This is a genomic window from Aminobacter aganoensis (assembly GCF_014206975.1).
Classification (GTDB): domain Bacteria; phylum Pseudomonadota; class Alphaproteobacteria; order Rhizobiales; family Rhizobiaceae; genus Aminobacter; species Aminobacter aganoensis.
In genome coordinates, this window is the sequence record NZ_JACHOU010000007.1 from 141976 (window position 1) to 161030 (window position 19055).

12 protein-coding genes are annotated in these 19055 nt (G+C 66.6%); 1 reads left to right on the top strand and 11 read right to left on the bottom strand.

All coding sequences use genetic code 11. The features are described 5' to 3' along the window. Positions 1-67: 67 nt before the first annotated feature. The 11 genes from addA to GGR00_RS15865 form a co-directional block, all read right to left on the bottom strand. Positions 68-3598 (bottom strand): double-strand break repair helicase AddA, encoded by a 3531-nt coding sequence (gene addA, locus GGR00_RS15815; RefSeq protein WP_184699958.1) that lies wholly within the window; start codon positions 3596-3598, stop codon positions 68-70. Beyond that, a complete protein-coding gene (gene addB, locus GGR00_RS15820) occupies positions 3595-6720 on the bottom strand; it encodes a double-strand break repair protein AddB (RefSeq protein ID WP_184699959.1) in 3126 nt (1041 codons plus the stop codon). The genes addA and addB overlap by 4 nt, the downstream gene beginning before the upstream one ends. Beyond that, complete coding sequence (locus tag GGR00_RS15825) at positions 6717-7421, bottom strand: nucleotidyltransferase family protein (RefSeq protein WP_184699987.1); 705 nt, start codon at positions 7419-7421, stop codon at positions 6717-6719. Before GGR00_RS15825 ends, addB begins: the two co-directional genes overlap by 4 nt. A gap of 23 nt (positions 7422-7444) precedes the next feature. Next, positions 7445-8956: a tRNA (adenosine(37)-N6)-threonylcarbamoyltransferase complex ATPase subunit type 1 TsaE gene (gene tsaE, locus GGR00_RS15830; RefSeq protein ID WP_184699960.1), complete on the bottom strand. Its 1512-nt coding sequence runs from the start codon at positions 8954-8956 to the stop codon at positions 7445-7447. Between the two features lie 5 nt (positions 8957-8961). Continuing rightward, complete coding sequence (locus tag GGR00_RS15835; RefSeq protein ID WP_055981920.1) at positions 8962-11505, bottom strand: sensor histidine kinase; 2544 nt, start codon at positions 11503-11505, stop codon at positions 8962-8964. Positions 11506-11701: 196 nt separating this feature from the next. Further along, on the bottom strand, positions 11702-13102 hold the full coding sequence (gene ahcY, locus GGR00_RS15840) for an adenosylhomocysteinase (protein ID WP_055981916.1): 1401 nt from the start codon (positions 13100-13102) through the stop codon (positions 11702-11704). Positions 13103-13254: 152 nt separating this feature from the next. Then, entirely contained in the window at positions 13255-13557 is a 303-nt protein-coding gene (locus tag GGR00_RS15845) for an HPr family phosphocarrier protein (protein WP_184699961.1), read from the bottom strand. After that, the gene (locus GGR00_RS15850) at positions 13554-13955 is read right to left on the bottom strand and encodes a PTS sugar transporter subunit IIA (RefSeq protein WP_055981908.1); all 402 of its coding nucleotides are present in this window, start codon (positions 13953-13955) and stop codon (positions 13554-13556) included. Before GGR00_RS15850 ends, GGR00_RS15845 begins: the two co-directional genes overlap by 4 nt. A gap of 163 nt (positions 13956-14118) precedes the next feature. Next, complete coding sequence (locus tag GGR00_RS15855; RefSeq protein WP_210315041.1) at positions 14119-14550, bottom strand: HPr kinase/phosphorylase; 432 nt, start codon at positions 14548-14550, stop codon at positions 14119-14121. An 18-nt stretch (positions 14551-14568) separates the two neighbouring features. Next, a complete protein-coding gene (locus tag GGR00_RS15860) occupies positions 14569-16353 on the bottom strand; it encodes a sensor histidine kinase (protein WP_184699963.1) in 1785 nt (594 codons plus the stop codon). Positions 16354-16375: 22 nt separating this feature from the next. Further along, on the bottom strand, positions 16376-17077 hold the full coding sequence (locus tag GGR00_RS15865) for a response regulator transcription factor (RefSeq protein ID WP_055982326.1): 702 nt from the start codon (positions 17075-17077) through the stop codon (positions 16376-16378). Between the two features lie 361 nt (positions 17078-17438). Between GGR00_RS15865 and GGR00_RS15870 the strand changes: the two genes are divergently transcribed. Then, positions 17439-19049: a phosphoenolpyruvate carboxykinase gene (locus GGR00_RS15870; protein WP_184699964.1), complete on the top strand. Its 1611-nt coding sequence runs from the start codon at positions 17439-17441 to the stop codon at positions 19047-19049. Positions 19050-19055: the final 6 nt, after the last annotated feature.

The following is a 19055-nucleotide window of genomic DNA, read 5'->3' on the forward strand; positions in this document are numbered from 1 at the left end:
TCCTCTAGGGGTTAGCTGTCGTGCCATATGTGGTGGTAGGAGGCCCGACGTTCAAGCAGTTCTTGTGTCACGCTTGGGTGAGTCGAGCAAGGGCGGCGTCCATTGCCGCGGGAGGCAGAGCGATCAGCCGGGGCGCTTCGGTGAAGAGCAGGGCGGCGGTAACCGCCTTGCCGGGATAGAGCGGCTGGAGCAGCGCCCGGTAGAGCGCAAGCTGGACGACATAGGCATTGGGCACCTCGTCGAGCGAGGCCGGCGGGGCAGCGTTGGTCTTGTAGTCGACGATCAAGACCTCGTCATGCGTGACCGCCAGCCGGTCGATCTTGCCCGACACCGAGCGCGGGTTGCCCCGGATGTCGAGGCTGCCCATGACCGCAACTTCGGCACGGGAAGCCGGCGCAAACAGCGGTGCGAAATCATCGTCGTCGAGAACGGAGAAAACCGAGGCCAAGGCCGAGCTTCGCTGCGCATCATCCCAGTGCCGGCTGGCGCGGGCGAGATAACGTTCGGCGGCCTGGCGCCGCTCCGCTGGGTCGAGGCGCGGCAGCATCTGCAGCAGCCGGTGCAGCGCCGAGCCGCGGGCGATGGCAAAGGCCGGCTCGGCATCGGCATCCAGCACCGGCGAGCGACCTGAAATCACCGGCTCCTCGACCTCCTCGATCAGCGCCGATGCACCCGACGGTGACAGCGGCCGCGGCAGGTCCTCGAAGGGCGGCGGACGGTCGAACAGGCTTTCGGGCAGCGGAGCCGGCGCGGCAAATTCGGCCGCCTCGCGTTCGGGCGCGATTTCCGCCGCGCCCGACAAGGGCGTGACCCGGAAGCGATGCACTTCGAGGTCGGCGACGACGGGATGGTCGCGCAGCTCGCTCTCCGACGCGGCCGACAGCGCCCGGCTGACGATGGAGTGCCAGGTGTTGCTGCCCGGCGCGCGCTTGCCATGGTAGCCACAGACGATGAGACGATCCTCGGCACGGGTCATGCCGACATAGAGCAGGCGGCGGTATTCGTCGTCGGCCAGTTCGCGCGCGGTGAGAGCCGCCCCCTTGGAAAAGGCATTGGCGACGTCGGCGCCGGCGCGCCAGAGGTAACCCTTGCCGTGCCAATGTCTTCCGCGCGGCATGAACGGCATCAGGCGTGGCAGATGCTGGTCGCTGAACGGCGCCGAGCCGCTGTCGACCAGGAACACCACAGTCGCCTCCAGGCCCTTGGCGGCGTGCGCGGTCATGATGCGGACCTCGTCGCGGGTCTGGTCCATCTCGCGCTTGATCTCGGGACCGGCGTTTTCCAGCGTCGACAGGAAGGCTTCGAGGCCGGGCAGGCCGGTGCGCTCCTCCGCCAGGCAGAAGTTCAGGAACTCGTCGAGAATGTCGCCGGCTTCCTGGCCGAGGCGGGAGATCATCTTCTTGCGCACGCCGTCGCGGGCGCGCCCGCCCGAGAGCACGCCGGAATAGAATTCGAAGACCGGCCGGAAGGCCGCTTCGGTGGCCCAGGCGTCGAGCTGTTTGGCGACCACTTCCAGGGCCGAATCGGTCTCGGCGGCATCACGCAGCGAGGCAATCAACGAGCGGCTGCGCGAGCGCTCGGAGGCGAGCGCAAACAGCGCCTCCTCGGAGAAGCCAAAGATCGGGCTGCGCAGCACGGCCGCCAGCGACAGGTCGTCCTCGGGCTGGATGAGGAAGCGGCCAAGCGCGATCAGGTCCTTGACCGCGATGTGGCCGGGAAGGCTGAGCCGGTCGGCGCCGGCGACCGGGATGTCGCGGCGCTTGAGGGCGCGTGACAGCGCATGGACGAAGCGGTCGCGCTTGCGCACCAGCACCATGACATCGCCGGCACGCAGGCGTTTTCCCGTGCCCTCGATGACCTCGCCGTCGTCGAGCCACTTGCGGATGGTCGCGGCCACCTGTTCGGCCACCACGACGGCCGGGGCATGGGCATGGTCGATGGGCTTGCGCCAGTCGTCAGGCTCGTCGACCACGTCGGTGCCGACCGAAGGCCAGACCTCGACATAGCCCGGCGCCCCGGCGCGGATGGCCTTGTGGCTGGGCGGTTCGGGCGCACGGGTGACGCCACGACGGACCGTCGGATCCTCGAACACGCGGTCGACGGCCGACAGCACGTCATCGGTCGAGCGGAACGACCAGGTCAGCGTGACGTCCTCGAAGCGCGCTTCGGCGGCGCGGATGCGGGCGGCGAATTCGTGCTTGCTGTCGTCGAAGGATTCGGGCGCCGCCCCCTGGAAGGAATAGATCGACTGCTTCTCGTCGCCGACGGCGAAGACGGTGCGATGGACATGGTCGCGGGCGCCTGAGCCGGAGAAGAACTCTTCGGCCAACCGCTTCACCACCTCCCACTGGTCGGGGCTGGTGTCCTGTGCCTCGTCGAGCAGGATGTGGTCGATGCCCTTGTCGAGCTTGTATTGCACCCATGGCCCGGCGTCGGGGCGGGCGAGCAGGTTGACCGTGCGGGTGATGAGGTCGTTGAAGTCGAGGAAGCCGCGGCCGGTCTTGAGCCGCTCGTAGCGGGCGATCAGCCAGTCGGCGATGGTGAGGGCGGCGCGTGTCGCCTCGAGCATGCGGAAATGGGCGAGGCGGTCGGCGGCGCGCATGATCGCCTCCGATGTTGTTTGGTACCGCTCGGGCAGGTCGGGCAGGCGGTCGAGCAGCGCCTTCTTGAAGGCGCTCTGCGTATAGGGATCGCCGTCGGCCTTGAGGAAGGCGTCAGCGAGCAATCCGAGGCGCCGGATCGGGTCCGGCTCGACATAGGCAAGCCGGGCGAAGGGCAGGATGTTGTTGAGCACGCTGCGCGCGTCAGTCGCGTCGGCCGCGGCGGCGAAGGCGTCGAAGAAATCGGGTTCAAAGCCGGGCAGCGGCCAGATCAAGGCGGCGATGCCTTCGGCGCTGTCGCCCTGGGAAAAGCCGAATTCCTCGTAGAGTGCGCCGAACGGCCAGGCAAAATCCATGACCTGGCCGATGAAGGCGCGCAGGCCGTCGCGCTTGGCGACGATCTCGGAGAGCAGGGCGTCGAGCCCCGCCTCGCCGCCGCGCTCCAGCACCATGGCGAAGGCCTCGGCCAGTTCGGGATTGGCAGCACCGCCGGTCACCATCTCGCGCCGCGCGGTGGCAAACAGCGTCGCCTCCATCTGCGGGTCGAGCATCTCGAAATGGGCGGCGATGTTGGCCTCGAGCGGAAACTGGTGCAGCACCGACTCGCAGAAGGCGTGGATGGTCTGGATCTTGAGGCCGCCCGGCGTCTCCAGCGCCTCGGCGAAGAGCCGGCGGGCACGGCGCAGCATAGGCCGGTCTGGCCGCGCGCCATCGAGGGCGGCGATGCGCTCTGCCAGCTCCAGATCCGGCAGCATGGTCCATTCCGACAGGTTGGCGAAGACGCGGTTCGACATGTTGGCGGCGGCGGCGCGCGTGTAGGTCAGGCAGAGGATCTTCGACGGATCGGTGCCGCGCAGCAAAAGCCGCATAACGCGCTGCGACAGCACGTGGGTCTTGCCCGAGCCGGCATTGGCCGACACCCAGACGGAGTTGCCGGGATCGGAGGCCCGTGCCTGGCGGTCGGCTGTTTCGGTGGGTACGAAGAACTTCTTCTTCATTCCTCGCCCTCCGAACCGCCGTCGCCACCGGCCGACCATTCGAGAACGCGGGCGAGATGGTCGTAGTCGCCATCGGTTTCGCCCTCGCGGAAGGGCAGCGCGCGGGAGAGATAGCCCGTCGCCGGATCTTCGTAATGCTGGAGCAGCTGCTCCAGCCGCGTCCAGGCCTCCTCTGACAGCTCCGCCGCCGACTTGGGCTTGCGGTTGTGTTCGAGGATCGATTCCTCGAACACCTCGCCATTGGGCTTCAGCCTGACGAAGGCCAGCTGCGACGGCTCGCGCTGGCCAAGCTCGCGGAAGGCGCCGCGACGGAGCAGCGCGCCTTCGAGCGCCAGCTGCGGCGCGATCAGCGTATGGGCCTGCGCCTTGGACGGCGACGAGCCGGTCTTGTAGTCGATGATGTCGGCCATGCCGCCGGCGAGCAGGTCGATGCGATCGGCGCGGCCGGACAGCGTGATACCGGTGCGGCCGACTTCGGTGGCGGCAGCACCTTCCTCGGCATGGCGGCTGGCGACGGCGGCGGCGCGGCTGCGCTCCCATTCGAGGATGCCTTCTGCCATGCGCTCGAAACGCGGCCACCAGACCGCCTCGACATCGGCGGGCAAGGCGGCCTCGGCGAAGCAGTGCCTGCCGGCGGCGATGAGCACGTCGAGCGCCTGCGGCGCGCGCGGGTCGCCGACCGTTGCCGAGAAGAGGTGCAGGATGTCGTGAAACAGCGTGCCGCGCTCGGCTGCGCCGGGATCTCGCACCAGCGGATCGACGGGCATCAGCCCAAGGATGCGGCGGGCATAGACGGCGTAGGGGTCGCGGCGCAGCGTCTCGATCTCGGTGACGGAGAAGCGGCGGGGGCGCACCACGACCGCCGGCTTGGGCTCCGGTCGGGCAGCGAAATCTGTCTTGTCCCCGGCGTCGAGCTGGCGAGCCCAGCCAAGCAGCGCTGCACCGCGCTGGCGCAACACGGCGGCATGGTCGGGACCGACATAAGTCAGCAGGCGCTGCAACCAGCGCGACGGCACGGCCGGCGCGTCGCCCGAGCGGGCGGAGCGCGACAGGACGACGTTTTTCGCGCCCAGCGCCATCTGGAAATCATGGGCGGCGAGGCCGATGCGGCGCTCAGGCGGTTCGAGGTCGATGCCCGACTTCATGACCCGCGACATGAAACGGTCAGCCTCGGCCTTGCGCGGCCAGCTGCCTTCGTTGAGGGCGCCGATGACCAGCGTGTCGACGGTCAGCAGGCGCGCTTCGAGCGCGCCCCAGATGGAGATGGCGCGGTCGGCGCCCTGCGACGGCTTCACCGCCTCGGGGGCGACAAGCGCGTCGAGCACGTCGGGCCACTCGACCGCGGCGAAACCGAACGATGCCTGGGCCGAGACAAGCCCACGGAGCGCTTCCGCCAACTTGGCGCCGGCGTCGCCGTCATAAAGCACAGCCAGCCCGCCAAGTTCGTCGCGCCCGAGGTTTTCCAGCGCTTCGACCGTCGCGCGGACGATAGCGCCGAGGTCGACGGCCTCGTCGCCACGCAGTGCGGCGAGCGGCGCCACCGCAGCGACCAGCCGGGCCGCAACGTCACGCGCGTCTTCGATGCGGCGGACATTGACGCGGTCGAACCAGAAGGGTTTTCGCGACGCGTCGCCGATGCCGGCAAGGCGCCCGTCGAAATCCTCGGCGAGCCGAGCGACATCGGGCCGGCCAACGCCGCCGCGCAGCACCACAAGCTCGATGGTTTCGGCGGCGCGCCTGACGATGTGGCGATCGAGCCCGAGCCGCAGCAGCGGATGCTTGAGCAGCGACAGCACGGCGACGGGATCGCCGGGGCGGATCGCCGCCTCGACCATGGTGCGCAGCAGGGCGGCGGGCGGGGTGTTGGCCAACGGAACGCCGCCGGAATCGTCGGCCTGGATGCCGAAGCGGCGGAGTTCGGCGGCGACGCGGCGGGCAAGGTTACGATCGGAGGTGACAAGAGCGGCGCGATGGCCGTCGGCGGCAACGGCCTCGCGTAGCGCGATGGCGATGGCGGCTGCCTCGTCGCGCTCATGGGCGGCTTCGAGCAGCGTGATGCCGGCAAGGGCATCCGAAATTTCGGCGTCGCTGACGCTGCCGCGCTTTTCGGCCCAGGCGTCGGTGGTCTCGGCCGGGCGCAGCGCCTCGCCGACGATCGTCGCACGGCGGACCAAGGCGGGAGACGGCGTGCCCAGTTCCTCGACGTCGCCGCGCAGGATGCCGATCTTGCCGATCAGCTTGGCGAGGCCGTATTGCGGATGGCCGAGGACCGAGGCGCGGAGATCGGGCGCGGTGATGGCCTCGAAGGCAACCTCATCGAGCGTCGCGTCGAGCCCGGGCAGGACGACAGCGCCGCGCGGCAGGCGGGCGATGGCCGCCAACAGTTCGGCGGTCGCAGGAATCGAACCGGTGGACCCGGCGGCGATGACCGGTCCGGCGGGTGGACTGCGCCTGAGGCGCTCGGCCTCGAGCCGGATCAGGGCGCTGCGATGCGCGGCCGGATTGGACTGATCGCGCTCGGCGAGCAGGTCGGGCCAGACCGAGGTGACGATGGACAGGAAGTCGAGCGTGACCTGCCACCAGCTGGACAGCTCGCCGGAGACGAGGCCGCCGAGCTTGGCCCAATCGGAGCCTTCGGTCTCAATCTCGTCCATCAGCCCGGCGAGATCGCGCGCCAGCCAGATGGCGTCGGCGGCGGAGGCCGGCACCACGACTTCTTCCTCGAACAGCGCGGCGACATGGGCCGGCAAGCGGCGCTTCCAGGCGCGCACGAGGGGTGCCAGCATGAGCAGCCGATCGACCGACGAGATCGGCGGCGCAAGGTCGAGAGCGCCAGCGCCTTCGGTCTCGAAGGCGGCCTCGTCCTCGTCGAATTCGCCAAGCGGCTTGATGACCGGCAAAATGGCCGAGCGGCCGCCGGCGGCATCGACGAAGACGCCGCGCAGGGCGCGCGCGGCGCGGCGCGTCGGCACGTAGATGGTGACGTCGGCCAGCGCCAGCGGGTCGCCGTCGAAGCGGAAGTCGGGGATCAGGCGGCCGTCGAGCAGGGATGCCGCCAGCGTCGGCAGGAAGGGCGTGCCGGGCGGGATGGAAAAGACGCGTGGCGACGCGCGGCCGCTCATTGCACCCCTGCCAGGGCCCTTTTCACCGCAGCCTCGGCCGGCGCGATGGCGTCGGGCGTGCCGACGGTGATCCAGCTGCCCTGCATCTGCATGCCATGGAGGCGGCCGGCCGATATCGCCTCGTCGAAATAGCGGTTGAGCGAGGCGGGAGTGGCGGTCGCGCCGGCGAAGATGCGAGGGTGGATGATGGCGGCACCGGCATAGATCAGGCCGTCGGGCGCACCCCTGGCACGACTCAGCCGGCCGTCCGGTGCGACGAGAAAGTCGGTGCCGCCGAAATGGCCGGTCGCCTGGTCGAGAGCCGCGAGCATGATGAGAATATCCATGCGCTCATCGTCCCAGGCAAGGGCGAGGCGGGTGAGATTGGGCTTGCCCTCGTCGATCCAGAAGGTGTCGGCATTGACGATGTAGAACGGTTCGGCGCCGAGCCCGGGCAGCGCCTTGACGATGCCTCCGGCGGAATCGAGCAGGCCGTCGCGCTCGTCGGAGATGGCGATGCGCGGAGCGATGCGCGAAGCGGCATGCGCGACGATCTGGTCAGGCAGGTAATGAACGTTGACGACGGCCTTGTCGACGCCCGCTTCGGCAAGGCTGTCGAGGCCCCAGTCGAGCAGGGTCTTGCCGGCAATTTTCACCAGCGGCTTGGGGATCGTGTCGGTGATCGGCCGCATGCGCTTGCCGAGACCGGCCGCAAGGACCATGGAGACGGACGGGATCTTGGCACTCACGCGTCAAACTCCTCGAGCAGGCGGTTGTCGCGGTAGAAGTCGCGCAGGTCGGCCAGGGCGGGATGCGCCAGAGCGCGGTGCAGATAGTCGCGGATGCGCGGCAGGTGCTTGAGATATTGCGGCTTGCCGTCGCGGCGGTCGAGGCGGACGAAGATGCCGAGGATCTTCGAGTTCCGCTGCGCCGCCATGATGGCGTAGGCCTCGCGGAAGGCGGGCTCGTCGAAGCTGCCTGCGGCATGGCGTGCGGCGACATAGGCATCGACGGTGGTCCGCTCGATGTCGGGCGAGACGGTGACCCGCGCGTCCATGGCGAGCGACGCGACGTCGTAGGCGACCGGGCCGATCAGCGCATCCTGGAAGTCGACGATGCCGAGCCGGTCGAAACCTTTCTTCTCCCCGCGCCAGATGATGTTGGGCGAGTGATAGTCGCGCAGCACCAGGCCGTGTTGCTTGTCGGCGAGACGGTCAAAGACGGCGTTCCACGCGGCATGGTAGCCGTCGCGCAACGCGTCGGAAGCGGGCGCGCCGGTGACGGCGGGCACGTACCAGTCGACCAGCAGGTCGACCTCGATCATCAGCGCATCGCGGTCGAAGGGTGGGACCTGGTGGACGACGCCGGGCGCTGCCTCAAGGCGATCGTCCCACTGTTTCCCGTGAATCATCGCCAGCAGCTCGGCAGCGGCGGCGTAGCGCTCGGCGATGGGCTTGCCCACGGGGTCGAGGAAAGCGCCGGTGCCGAGATGCTCGAGCAGCAGGAAGCCCTGGTCGAGATCGTGGGCGACGATGCCGGGCACGGTGACGCCGCCTGCGGCGAGCGCACGATCGATGGCTACGAAGGCAGCGACCGTCTGGGCCGTGTGGGCGATCTCGGCATAAGGCTTGCCGTCGCGGACGGGCGGTCCGAGGACCAGCCTTGGCGAATTCATCAGCACGAGCGGAGCCTGGCCTTCCGGCGTGACGGTTTCGTAGCCTCGGGCCGAAGCGTCGCCGGTGAAGCGGGCACGGCGGGCGTCGCCGAAATCGGCCGAAACGAGGAAGTCTCGCATGGCGAGCGAACGGGCGATGCGGTCGAAGACCGGGCCATCGCCCGAGATGACGATGCGGCGGCCATCGCCCTCGTGCTCGATGGCGAGCCGCAGGCTGACAGCGGGCATCGCTTCCGCCGCTCGCTCGGGCCACTCGACCAGCGCGACACCAGAAGCGACCGCTTCGTCGAAGCCGAGCTCCAAGAATTCCTCCGAGGAAGACAGCCGGTAAAGGTCGAAATGATGGACGGGGACAGGCGTGTCGTAGCTCTGCACCAGCGTGAAAGTCGGGCTCGGCACTTCGTGCGCAGGATCACCGGCGAGCGCCCGGATCAGGCCGCGCGCCAGCGTCGACTTCCCGGCACCGAGATCGCCGTCGAGCAGGAGCACGTCACCCGGCTTGACCGCCATGGCGAGGTCTTCGCCCAGCCGCGTGGTGGCGGCCTCGTCGGGCAGGAAGCGCTCCAGCGATCTGGCCGCCATGAAGCCTACTCCGCCGCCACCCGCACGCCGGCAGGCGCATCGGGGAACAGGCAGACCACCGTGGTGCCACGGTCCTTGCCGCTGTCGATGCGGACGGTGCCGCCATGCAGTTCGACGAAGCTCTTGACGATGGACAGGCCGAGGCCGGCGCCACGGCGGCGACCGCCGTTGACGCGGGATTCGAAGCGCTGGAACACTGTGTCGAGCACCTCCGACGGCATGCCCGGGCCGTCGTCATGGACGGAGAACTCCACGCCCTCGGCGCGCTGGCGGCAAACCAGCGTGATGGTGCTCGCCGACGGCGCGTAGTTCACCGCGTTGCTGAGCAGGTTGTAGAGGATCTGGCGCACGCGCGTTTCGTCGCCATTGAAGCTCTTCGGCGCGCTGGCGGTTTCGATGGCGAGGCTGATGGAATGCTCTTCCAGGCGGTCGGCGACCAGTTCGGCGGCGGCCTCGATGGCACGGTCGACACGGACCTCGGCGATTTCGAGCTGCATGATGCCGGCGTCGACGGTGGCGAGGTCGAGAATGTCGTTGACGATGGTCAGGAGCACGCCCGACGACGAGCCGATGTGCTCGACATATTCGCGCTGGCGCGGCGACAGCGGGCCGGTGCCCGGCAGCGACAGAAGTTCGGTGAAGCCGATGATGTTGGTCAGCGGCGAGCGCAGCTCATAGGAAACGTGCTGGACGAACTCGTTCTTGATCTGGTCGGCGCGCTGCAGCGCCTCGTTCTTGTCCTTCAGCGCGCGCTCCATGTTGACGCCGTCGGTGACGTCGACAAAGGTCAGCATCACCTGGCCGTTGGGCAGGTGGATGACAGCGTGCTGGAGCACCGAGCCGTTGTTGAGCTCGGTTTGGCCATGACGGTCGCTGCGCTCGTCGAAGCCGGTGACGGCGGCGACGAAATCGGCCCATGGGCTGTTTTCGGCGCGCGTGTCGCATTCGGCGCGGATCGCCGAGATATGCGTGGTCTGCCGCAGGACCTCGGGCGAGACGCCCCAGAGCTGGCCGAAGGCGGGGTTGAACAGGCGGATGCGGCCGTCGGGGCCGAAAACGACGACGCCCTCGGCGAGATTGTCGAGGGTTTCACCCTGGACGCGCACGGCCGTGGTGTAGCGGCTTTCGAGATCGATCTTCTCGGTCAGGTTCTCGAACACCCAGGTGACGCCGCCCTTGGGCTGCGGGTTGGCGACGACGCGGATGGTGCGGCCGTCGGGCAGGTGCCAGAGATGCTCCTGCGGCTCGACGGCGCGGTAGGCACCGAGCAGGTTTTCCTTCCAGCGCCGCCATTCCGGCTGTTCCGGGAGCTTGCGCTCGCTGCGCAGGCGATCGAGCAGGAGGGCATTGTCGGGCGCGCTGGAGAGATAGCCGGCATCGAGCTCCCAGAGCTTCTGGAAGGCGTTGTTGTGGAACCGCAGCTTCTGGCCGGCATCGAAGGTGGCGACGGCGGTGGCCACCTGGTCGAGCGTGTCGGCGTGGCTGCGCACGACCTGGCTGTATTCCTCGCGGATGGCATCGGCTGCGCTCATGTCGGCGGCGATGCCTGCAGAACCTTCCCTGCCGACGACGTCGGTGACGGCAAACATGCGGCGGTCGCCGTCGATAACGGTCGACAGCGTCTGCTGGAAGACGGGACGCGACAGGTGCTGCTGGGCGATCGCCTCGCGCGACTGCGTGCCCAGAAACTCCTTGCCGTCGCGGATGGCTGCGGCGGAATCGGTTGCTTCGACGGCCTTGGCGAAGGCCTTGTTGACCCATTTCAGCCGGCCGTCGGCATCGCGCATCCAGAACGGCATGTCGATGGCATCGACCAGGCCGACGAGCGTTTCGTATTCGGCGCTGAGCCGCTGGTTGTCGAGCGTCAACCGCGCCTGGCCGCGCTGGGCCTCGGAGATCGAGACAAAGCGGACGATGGCGTGGGCGCCGCTCTTGCGGCCATGGACTTCGAGTGCGGCACCGGCATGGGTCTCCGCCACCAGCTCGAAAGCGGTGCCCTTGTCGCGCAAGGCGGCGATGGCATTTTCGAGCGCTGCGGCCGAACGCGGCATCAGCCAGCGGCCAAAACCGAGGAAGGCGGCGCGATCGTCCGGCGCGCCGGTTTCGATCGGCAGCGAGCCGATCAGCTCTGGCTTCTTGTTCTCGTTGGCCCAGACGATGACGCGCTGGTCGCGCAGGTTGAGCAGGGCCTCCGACCGCTGCAGCGATGCATTGAGGTCGGCGACGCGGCCGCGCAGTTCGACGTTTTCGGCGGCAATGCGGGCCTTTTCACGGATCAGCGCGATGGCGGAAATGAGCGCCGCGCCCATGACGCCGACGAGCACGGCGAGCTGGATGACTTCGGCGGTGGGCAGGCTGGCGATGGTTGCCTGCTGGGCGTGGGCATATCCGACAGGCGCGCACAGGGCAGTGGCGCCAAGCAAAGCCACGGCAGAACGGCTGCCGAGCCGGCGCACGGCCTGCCACATACCGCCTGGTAGAGGCATCTGCGAATCCTGTCGGCCGCCGGAAACGGCCTGTCCCGCTGAAAGCGGGTATTCCCCCGGCATGTCTTGTTCCTCTCCGCCGCCTGACTGCAAGACCGCCCTGAAGCGCCCCAAAAAGTTCCGCCGAGAACGGGCGCGTGGCGAATCACGCCACAATAGCCGTTAGGCGAATCGCCGTGAAGAAGGCGTGCGCGCAAAAAAGAAACCGGGCGAAAGTCAATCGCCCGGTTTCAATATGTTGTATGTATTTACGCTATGGTTAATAGCGGTAGTGTTCCGGCTTGAACGGGCCCTTCGGCGTCACACCGATATAAGTGGCCTGTTCATCAGACAGAGTGGTCAGCTTGGCACCGAGCTTGTCGAGGTGCAGGCGGGCGACCTTCTCGTCGAGATGCTTGGGCAGGACATAGACTTCGTTCTTGTACTGGCCGGGCTTGGTGAAAAGCTCGATCTGGGCCAGCGTCTGGTTGGTGAACGACGCCGACATGACGAAGCTGGGGTGGCCGGTGGCATTGCCGAGGTTGAGCAGACGACCTTCCGACAGGAGCAGCATGCGCTTGCCATCCGGGAAGGTGATCATGTCGACCTGCGGCTTGACGTTGGTCCACTTGAGGTTGCGCAGGGCGGCGACCTGGATCTCGTTGTCGAAGTGGCCGATGTTGCCGACGATGACCATGTCCTTCATCCGGCGCATGTCGTCGAGGGTGATGACGTCCTTGTTGCCGGTCGTGGTGATGACGATGTCGGCGGTCGGCGCTGCGTCCTCCAGCGTGACGACCTCGAAGCCGTCCATCGCGGCCTGGAGCGCGCAGATCGGGTCGACTTCCGTGACCTTGACGCGGGCGCCGGCACCCTGGAGCGAAGCGGCCGAGCCCTTGCCGACGTCGCCGTAACCGCAGACGACGGCGACCTTGCCGGCCATCATGACGTCGGTGCCGCGGCGGATGCCGTCGACCAGCGATTCCTTGCAGCCGTACTTGTTGTCGAACTTCGACTTGGTGACGGAGTCATTGACGTTGATTGCCGGGAAGGGCAGCAGGCCCTTCTTCTGCAGCTGGTAGAGACGGTTGACGCCGGTCGTGGTCTCTTCGGTGACGCCGCGGATGGCAGCCTTGTGCTTGGCGAAGAAGCCCGGCGTTTCAGCCATGCGCTTCTTGATCTGGGCGAACAGGATCTCTTCCTCTTCGCTGCCCGGGTTGGACAGCACGTTCTCGCCGGCCTCGGCACGGGCGCCGATCAGGATGTACATGGTGGCGTCGCCGCCATCGTCGAGGATCATGTTGGTGGCACCGCCATCGGTCCACTGGAAGATCTGGTCGGTGTACTGCCAGTATTCCTCAAGCGTCTCGCCTTTGACGGCGAAGACCGGGATGCCGGCGTCCGCGATGGCTGCCGCGGCATGATCCTGGGTCGAGAAGATATTGCACGAGGCCCAGCGGATGTCAGCGCCGAGTTCCTTCAGCGTCTCGATCAGCACAGCCGTCTGGATGGTCATGTGCAGCGACCCGGAAATGCGCGCGCCCTTGAGCGGCTTTGCTTCACCGAACTCCTCGCGGCAGGCCATCAGGCCCGGCATCTCGGTTTCGGCGATCTCGATTTCCTTGCGACCCCAGCCGGCGAGCGAAATGTCGGCGACCAGATAATCCTTGCTACCCGTCATGGCTTGCTCCGATTCCTGTTTGCTTCACGCCGCCGCGGGAGGGATGCGGGGGCGCGCGAAAGATCGGCCTGACTACCAGATCAGGCCATCATCGACAATGGGACATAAAGAAATCTTTATTCGTGCATGTCACGCAGGACTCAGTCCGGCGATCAGCACTCCTCGCCGAAGCGGGCGGCGACGAGCGTCGAAAGCGCTTCCATCGCCTCGGTGGCCTCCGGGCCGCTGGCTGTGACGCGGATGGTGCAGCCGGGGCTGGCGGCGAGCATCATCAGGCCCATGATCGAGGTGCCGCCGACGGAAATGCCGTCCTTCTCGACGCTGACATTGGCCTGGAACTCGCCGGCGATCTGGACAAACTTGGCCGAGGCGCGGGCATGCAGGCCGCGCTGGTTGACTATGGTGAGATCGCGGACGATGTGGCCCTTCTCGGGCGAGTAGGGCATGCCGCTCATTTGCCGCTCAACACCTGACTTGCAACATTGATGTATTTGCGGCCGGCGGCCTGTGCCTCGTCGAGGGCGGCGGCCATGTTGTCGGCCTTGCGCACGCTCGTCAGCTTGATGAGCATCGGCAAGTTCATGCCGGCGATGACTTCGACACGGCCGGCTTCCATCACCGAAATGGCGAGGTTGGACGGCGTTCCGCCGAACATGTCGGTGAGAACGACCACGCCATTGCCGGTGTCGGCGCTGGCGACGGCGTCGATGATGTCGCTGCGACGCTGCGCCATGTCATCGTCGGCTCCGATGGAGACTGTCTCGAAATTGTCCTGCGGTCCGACGACGTGTTCCACGGCATGGCGGAACTCTTCGGCCAGCTGACCGTGCGTCACAAGCACGAGTCCGATCATTCTGATTTGGCTCCCGTCATGGCCTCTTCACAGCCGCGCAGTACTCTTGCCGCCTTCGCGGAGGGCGGGAGCGCTATCTTGTCGAGGGCGAGAGCGTTTACAAGCCCCAATCTGCTGCTCGCCACGCCATTTTGACGCAATGCAGCAAAAAGTTTGTGCAGCGTCAGGCGAAGAGGGTGATGCCCAGCCGGGCCAGAATTGCCGGGGTAGCCATGGAAATTTCCCGCTCAGCGAGCAGCAAACGATTTATCATGCAACCAAGGATCGTCTCGCTGTCCTGTCCAGGCAACCGTTCCACTTCGGTCGCAGGAACGAGCCTGACCAGCAGGTCGACTGCAGCTGCGGCTTCATGCTCGACCGGAACCGGACCGACGCCGCGGACTTCGGCCAGGCCGGAAATGGCTTGCGGAGCATGGCACAAAAGCCTGCCATAGTGCACCGACAGGAAGACCTGATCGTCGGAAACCAGCCTAGCAAATCGGCCTGCGCCGCGGAATTTCTCGACCAGCGCCAAAGCAAGCGCCGTCTTGCCCGATCCCGACGATCCGGCGACCAGCACGCAGCGATCGCCGAGCACAACCGCCGTGGCATGCATGTTGGCTGGCGCCACGGGTCAGCTTTCGGCCGGCAGGGCAACGACGAAGCGCGCGCCCTTGAGTTCGCCCGGCTTGGTGCCTGTGATGTTTTCAGCACTCAGCGTGCCGCCATGGGCCTCGACGATCTGGCGGCTGATCGACAGGCCGAGGCCGGAATTCTGGCCGAAAGCCTCGCCCGCCGGGCGGTCGGTGTAGAAGCGCTCGAAAATGCGGTCGATGTTTTCGGCACGAATGCCGGGGCCGTTGTCCTCGACCGTGATGACATTGAACTTGCCGACACGGGCCAGCGAAATGGCAATGTGGCCATGGTCGTCGGGCACGAAGGAGCGGGCGTTCTCGATCAGGTTGGTGATGACCTGGCCGATGCGCAGGTCGTGGCCGACGACGTTGTAGTTCTTCATGCCAGCAGGCAGCTTGGCGACGGTGAACGCGATCTCAACCGCCTTCTTGTGGCGGCCGGCCTCGCGCGACACGGAAACCAGGTCGCCGATGAACTTCTTGAGATCCACCTTGCCGGCATCCTCGCGCGCCAGCTCGGCATCGAGACGGGAGGCGTCGGAGATGTCGGTGATCAACCGGTCGAGACGCTTCACGTCGTGCTGGATGACCTCCATCAGCCGCTCGCGCGAGCTTTCGTTCCTGGCGAGCGGCAAAGTCTCGACTGCGCTGCGCAGCGAGGTCAGCGGGTTCTTGAGCTCGTGGCTGACGTCGGCGGCAAAACTCTCGATCGCTTCGATGCGGGCGTAAAGCGCCTTGGTCATGTCGCGCACGGCAACCGACAGGTTGCCGATCTCGTCCTGGCGGTCGGAGAAATCGGGGATTTCCTCGCGGCTCTTGCCGCCGCGGCGCACCCGGTTGGCGGCAGCAGACAACCGGCGCAGCGGGTTGGCGATGGTCGACGCCAGCAGCATCGACAGAATGGCCGTGACCAAAGCAGCGACGCCGAAGACGCGCAGGATGGCCTTCTGCTCGGCAGCGACGATCTTGTCGATGTCGCCGCCTTCGGTCGACAGCATCAGCACGCCGAGCACGGCGCGGAAGCGCTGGATCGGAACGGCGACGGAGACGATCTGCTCGCCCTGTTCGCTGACCCGGACGATCGTCGCCGGGCCGCCGGTCAATGCCTGGACGACCTCGGGGAAGGCAGCGCCATTGCCGCCGGGCTGTTCCTTGTAGACCGGCAGCGCGCTGTCGCGGAAAAAGTCGAAGACGAACTTCTGCGCCCGCTCGAACACGGTCGGCTCGTCTTCCTCGACAGGCGGAAGGTCGTAGCGCAGGATCTGGCCGCGCGAATAGAGATGACGCGAATCGAGCAGCAGATTGGCGTCGCGGTCGTAGATGCGGGCGCGCGTCCTGGTCGGCGAGATCAGCCGGCGCAGGACGGGCGCCACGCGCTCGGGATTGATCGGAAAATCGAGGCTGTCGAGCTGGTCGGAGCCCGGGCCAAGCGTTTCGCCGGCCTGCAGCTCGAGCAGCTTTTCCGGGTCGATGCTGATCGAATCGGTCTCGACGGTGGCCGAGGCGGCAATGGCGCCGGCAATGATCTCGCCCTGCGTCATCAGGCTCTCGACACGAGCGCCGATCAGGCCGTCGCGGAACGTGTTGAGATACAGGATTCCGGCGACCAGCACCGCCAACCCGGCGAGGTTGAGGAACAGGATGCGGCGCGTCAGGCTGGAGAAGAAATAGTGGCCGAGGAAGCGGCTCAGCCGAATCCTTGCCCGGTCGAGGAACAGCGACAGGCGACCGCGCGACCGCTTCGTGGCGGCCACGGGCTTCCTGATCTCTGCTTCCATCGCCATGTGATCTCAGCCCCCGCCGATCTCACGCTTCGCGGAATCTGTAGCCGACACCATAGAGCGTTTCGATCATCTCGAAGTCGTCGTCGACGGCCTTGAACTTCTTGCGCAGGCGCTTGATGTGGCTGTCGATGGTACGGTCGTCGACATAGACCTGCTCATCATAAGCCGAATCCATCAAGGCGTCTCGGCTTTTGACGACACCCGGGCGCTGGGCCAGCGAGTGCAGGATCAGGAATTCGGTGACGGTCAGGATGACCGGCTCGCCCTTCCAGGTGCAGGTGTGGCGCTCCTGGTCCATCACCAGCTGGCCGCGCTCCAGCGAACGCGACTGCGGGCTCGGCGTCTTGGCCGCAGCCTCGCGGGCACTGGCACGGCGCAGCACGGCGCGTACGCGCTCGACCAGCAGACGCTGGGAGAACGGCTTGCGGATGAAATCGTCGGCGCCCATCTTGAGGCCGAACAGCTCATCGATCTCATCGTCCTTCGACGTCAGGAAGATCACCGGCAGGTCGGTCTTCTGGCGCAAACGGCGCAACAGCTCCATGCCGTCCATGCGCGGCATCTTGATGTCGAGGATGGCGAGGTTCGGCGGCCGCGCGGCCAGCCCCTCCAGTGCCGAGGCACCGTCGGTGTAGGTCTCGACACGATACCCTTCGGACTCGAGCGCTATCGAAACCGATGTCAAAATGTTGCGGTCGTCGTCGACAAGCGCGATCGTTGCCATTTCCAGCGGCTCCCTCATGAGCGGGTGTCCCTTCCTGCTTCCGAGCAGGGCTTTTGCAGGACAAATTAGGTACAAAATGTGGCATACCCCCCGATGAAGGGGAGTGCAACCACCACAACCAGTTCGCTTGCTATATGGGGCGGCACGAAAAAAGCTCGAACAAAAAACCTGCCTGACTCCCGGGCAAGGTGCCGCCAATCCCCACCATTTAAACGATTTAGATAAATTTCAAAATTTTTAAATCGATTAATGATTTGAAATCGCTTGGCTTTTCTGTTTCTGGCTGCCTCGGTCCCTCGGGGACAGCGGCGTCCGGCCCGCAGACCGGACATTGGCGTCAAATCGAACGAGGGTTCACCGAATGTCGGAAATCGGTAAGCGTAATCCCGCCAACGGGATCGAAACGGCAGGGCTCAAGACGTCGGGCACCGTGCATTACAACCTGGGCGCTGCACTGCTGGTCGAAGAGGCGGTTCGCCGCGGCGAGGCCCAGCTGACGGCGCACGGCGCGCTCGTCGCCGACACCGGCCAGTACACCGGCCGCTCGCCCAAGGACAAGTTCGTCGTGCGCGACGAAAACACCGAGACCCAGGTCTGGTGGGACAACAACAATGCCATGACGCGGGCGCAGTTCGACGCGCTGCACGCCGATTTCCTCGCCCATGCGGCTGACAAGGACCTGTTCGTCCAGGACCTGATCGGCGGCGCCGACCGCTCGCTGAGCCTGCCGACGCGGGTCATCACCGAATATGCCTGGCACTCGATGTTCATCCGCAACCTGCTGATCCGCCCAGACGAGGCGGAGCTGGCCGGCTTCGCACCGAAGATGACGATCATCGACCTGCCGTCGTTCCGGGCCGACAATGCGCGCCATGGCGGCCGCAGCGAGACGCTGATCGCCGTCGACCTGACGCGCATGATCGTGCTCATCGGCGGCACCGAATATGCCGGCGAAATGAAGAAGTCGGTGTTCACCGCGCTCAACTACATCCTGCCCGCCGGCGGCGTGATGCCGATGCACTGCTCGGCCAATGAGGGCCCGGACGGCGACGCCGCCATCTTCTTCGGCCTTTCCGGCACCGGCAAGACGACGCTGTCGGCCGACCCTGCGCGCACGCTGATCGGCGACGACGAGCATGGCTGGGGCCCGGGCGGCATCTTCAACTTCGAAGGCGGCTGCTACGCCAAGACGATCAGGCTCTCGGCCGAGGCCGAGCCAGAAATCTTCGCGACGACCCAGCGCTTCGGCACGGTGCTCGAGAACGTCATTCTCGACGACAACCGCGTGCCTGACTTCAACGACGGCTCGCGTACCGAAAACACCCGTTGCGCCTATCCGCTCGACTTCATTCCAAACGCCAGCGCCACCGGCCTCGCCAGCCACCCGAAGAACATCATCATGCTGACGGCCGATGCCTTCGGCGTGATGCCGCCCATCGCCAAGCTGACGCCGGCACAGGCGATGTACCACTTCCTGTCGGGCTACACCGCCAAGGTCGCCGGCACCGAACGCGGCGTGACCGAGCCCGAGGCGACCTTCTCGACCTGCTTCGGCGCGCCGTTCATGCCCAGGCACCCCAGCGAATACGGCAACCTGCTGCGCCAGCTGATCTCCGACCACGGCGTCAATTGCTGGCTGGTCAACACCGGCTGGACCGGCGGCGCCTATGGCACGGGTTCGCGCATGCCGATCAAGGCGACGCGCGCACTGCTTGCTGCGGCCCTCGACGGCTCGCTCAACGCGGTCGAATTCCGCACCGATGCCAATTTCGGCTTCGCCGTGCCGGTTTCGGTTCCCGGCGTCGAAGGCAAGATCCTCGACCCGCGCTCGACCTGGGCCGACGGCGCTGCCTATGACCGCCAGGCCAGCAAGCTGGTGTCGATGTTCATCGACAATTTCGGCAAGTTCGAAAGCCATGTCGACGCCACCGTGCGCGGCGCGGCGCCCCGCACCCAGGAAGCCGCCGAGTAGTCGCGG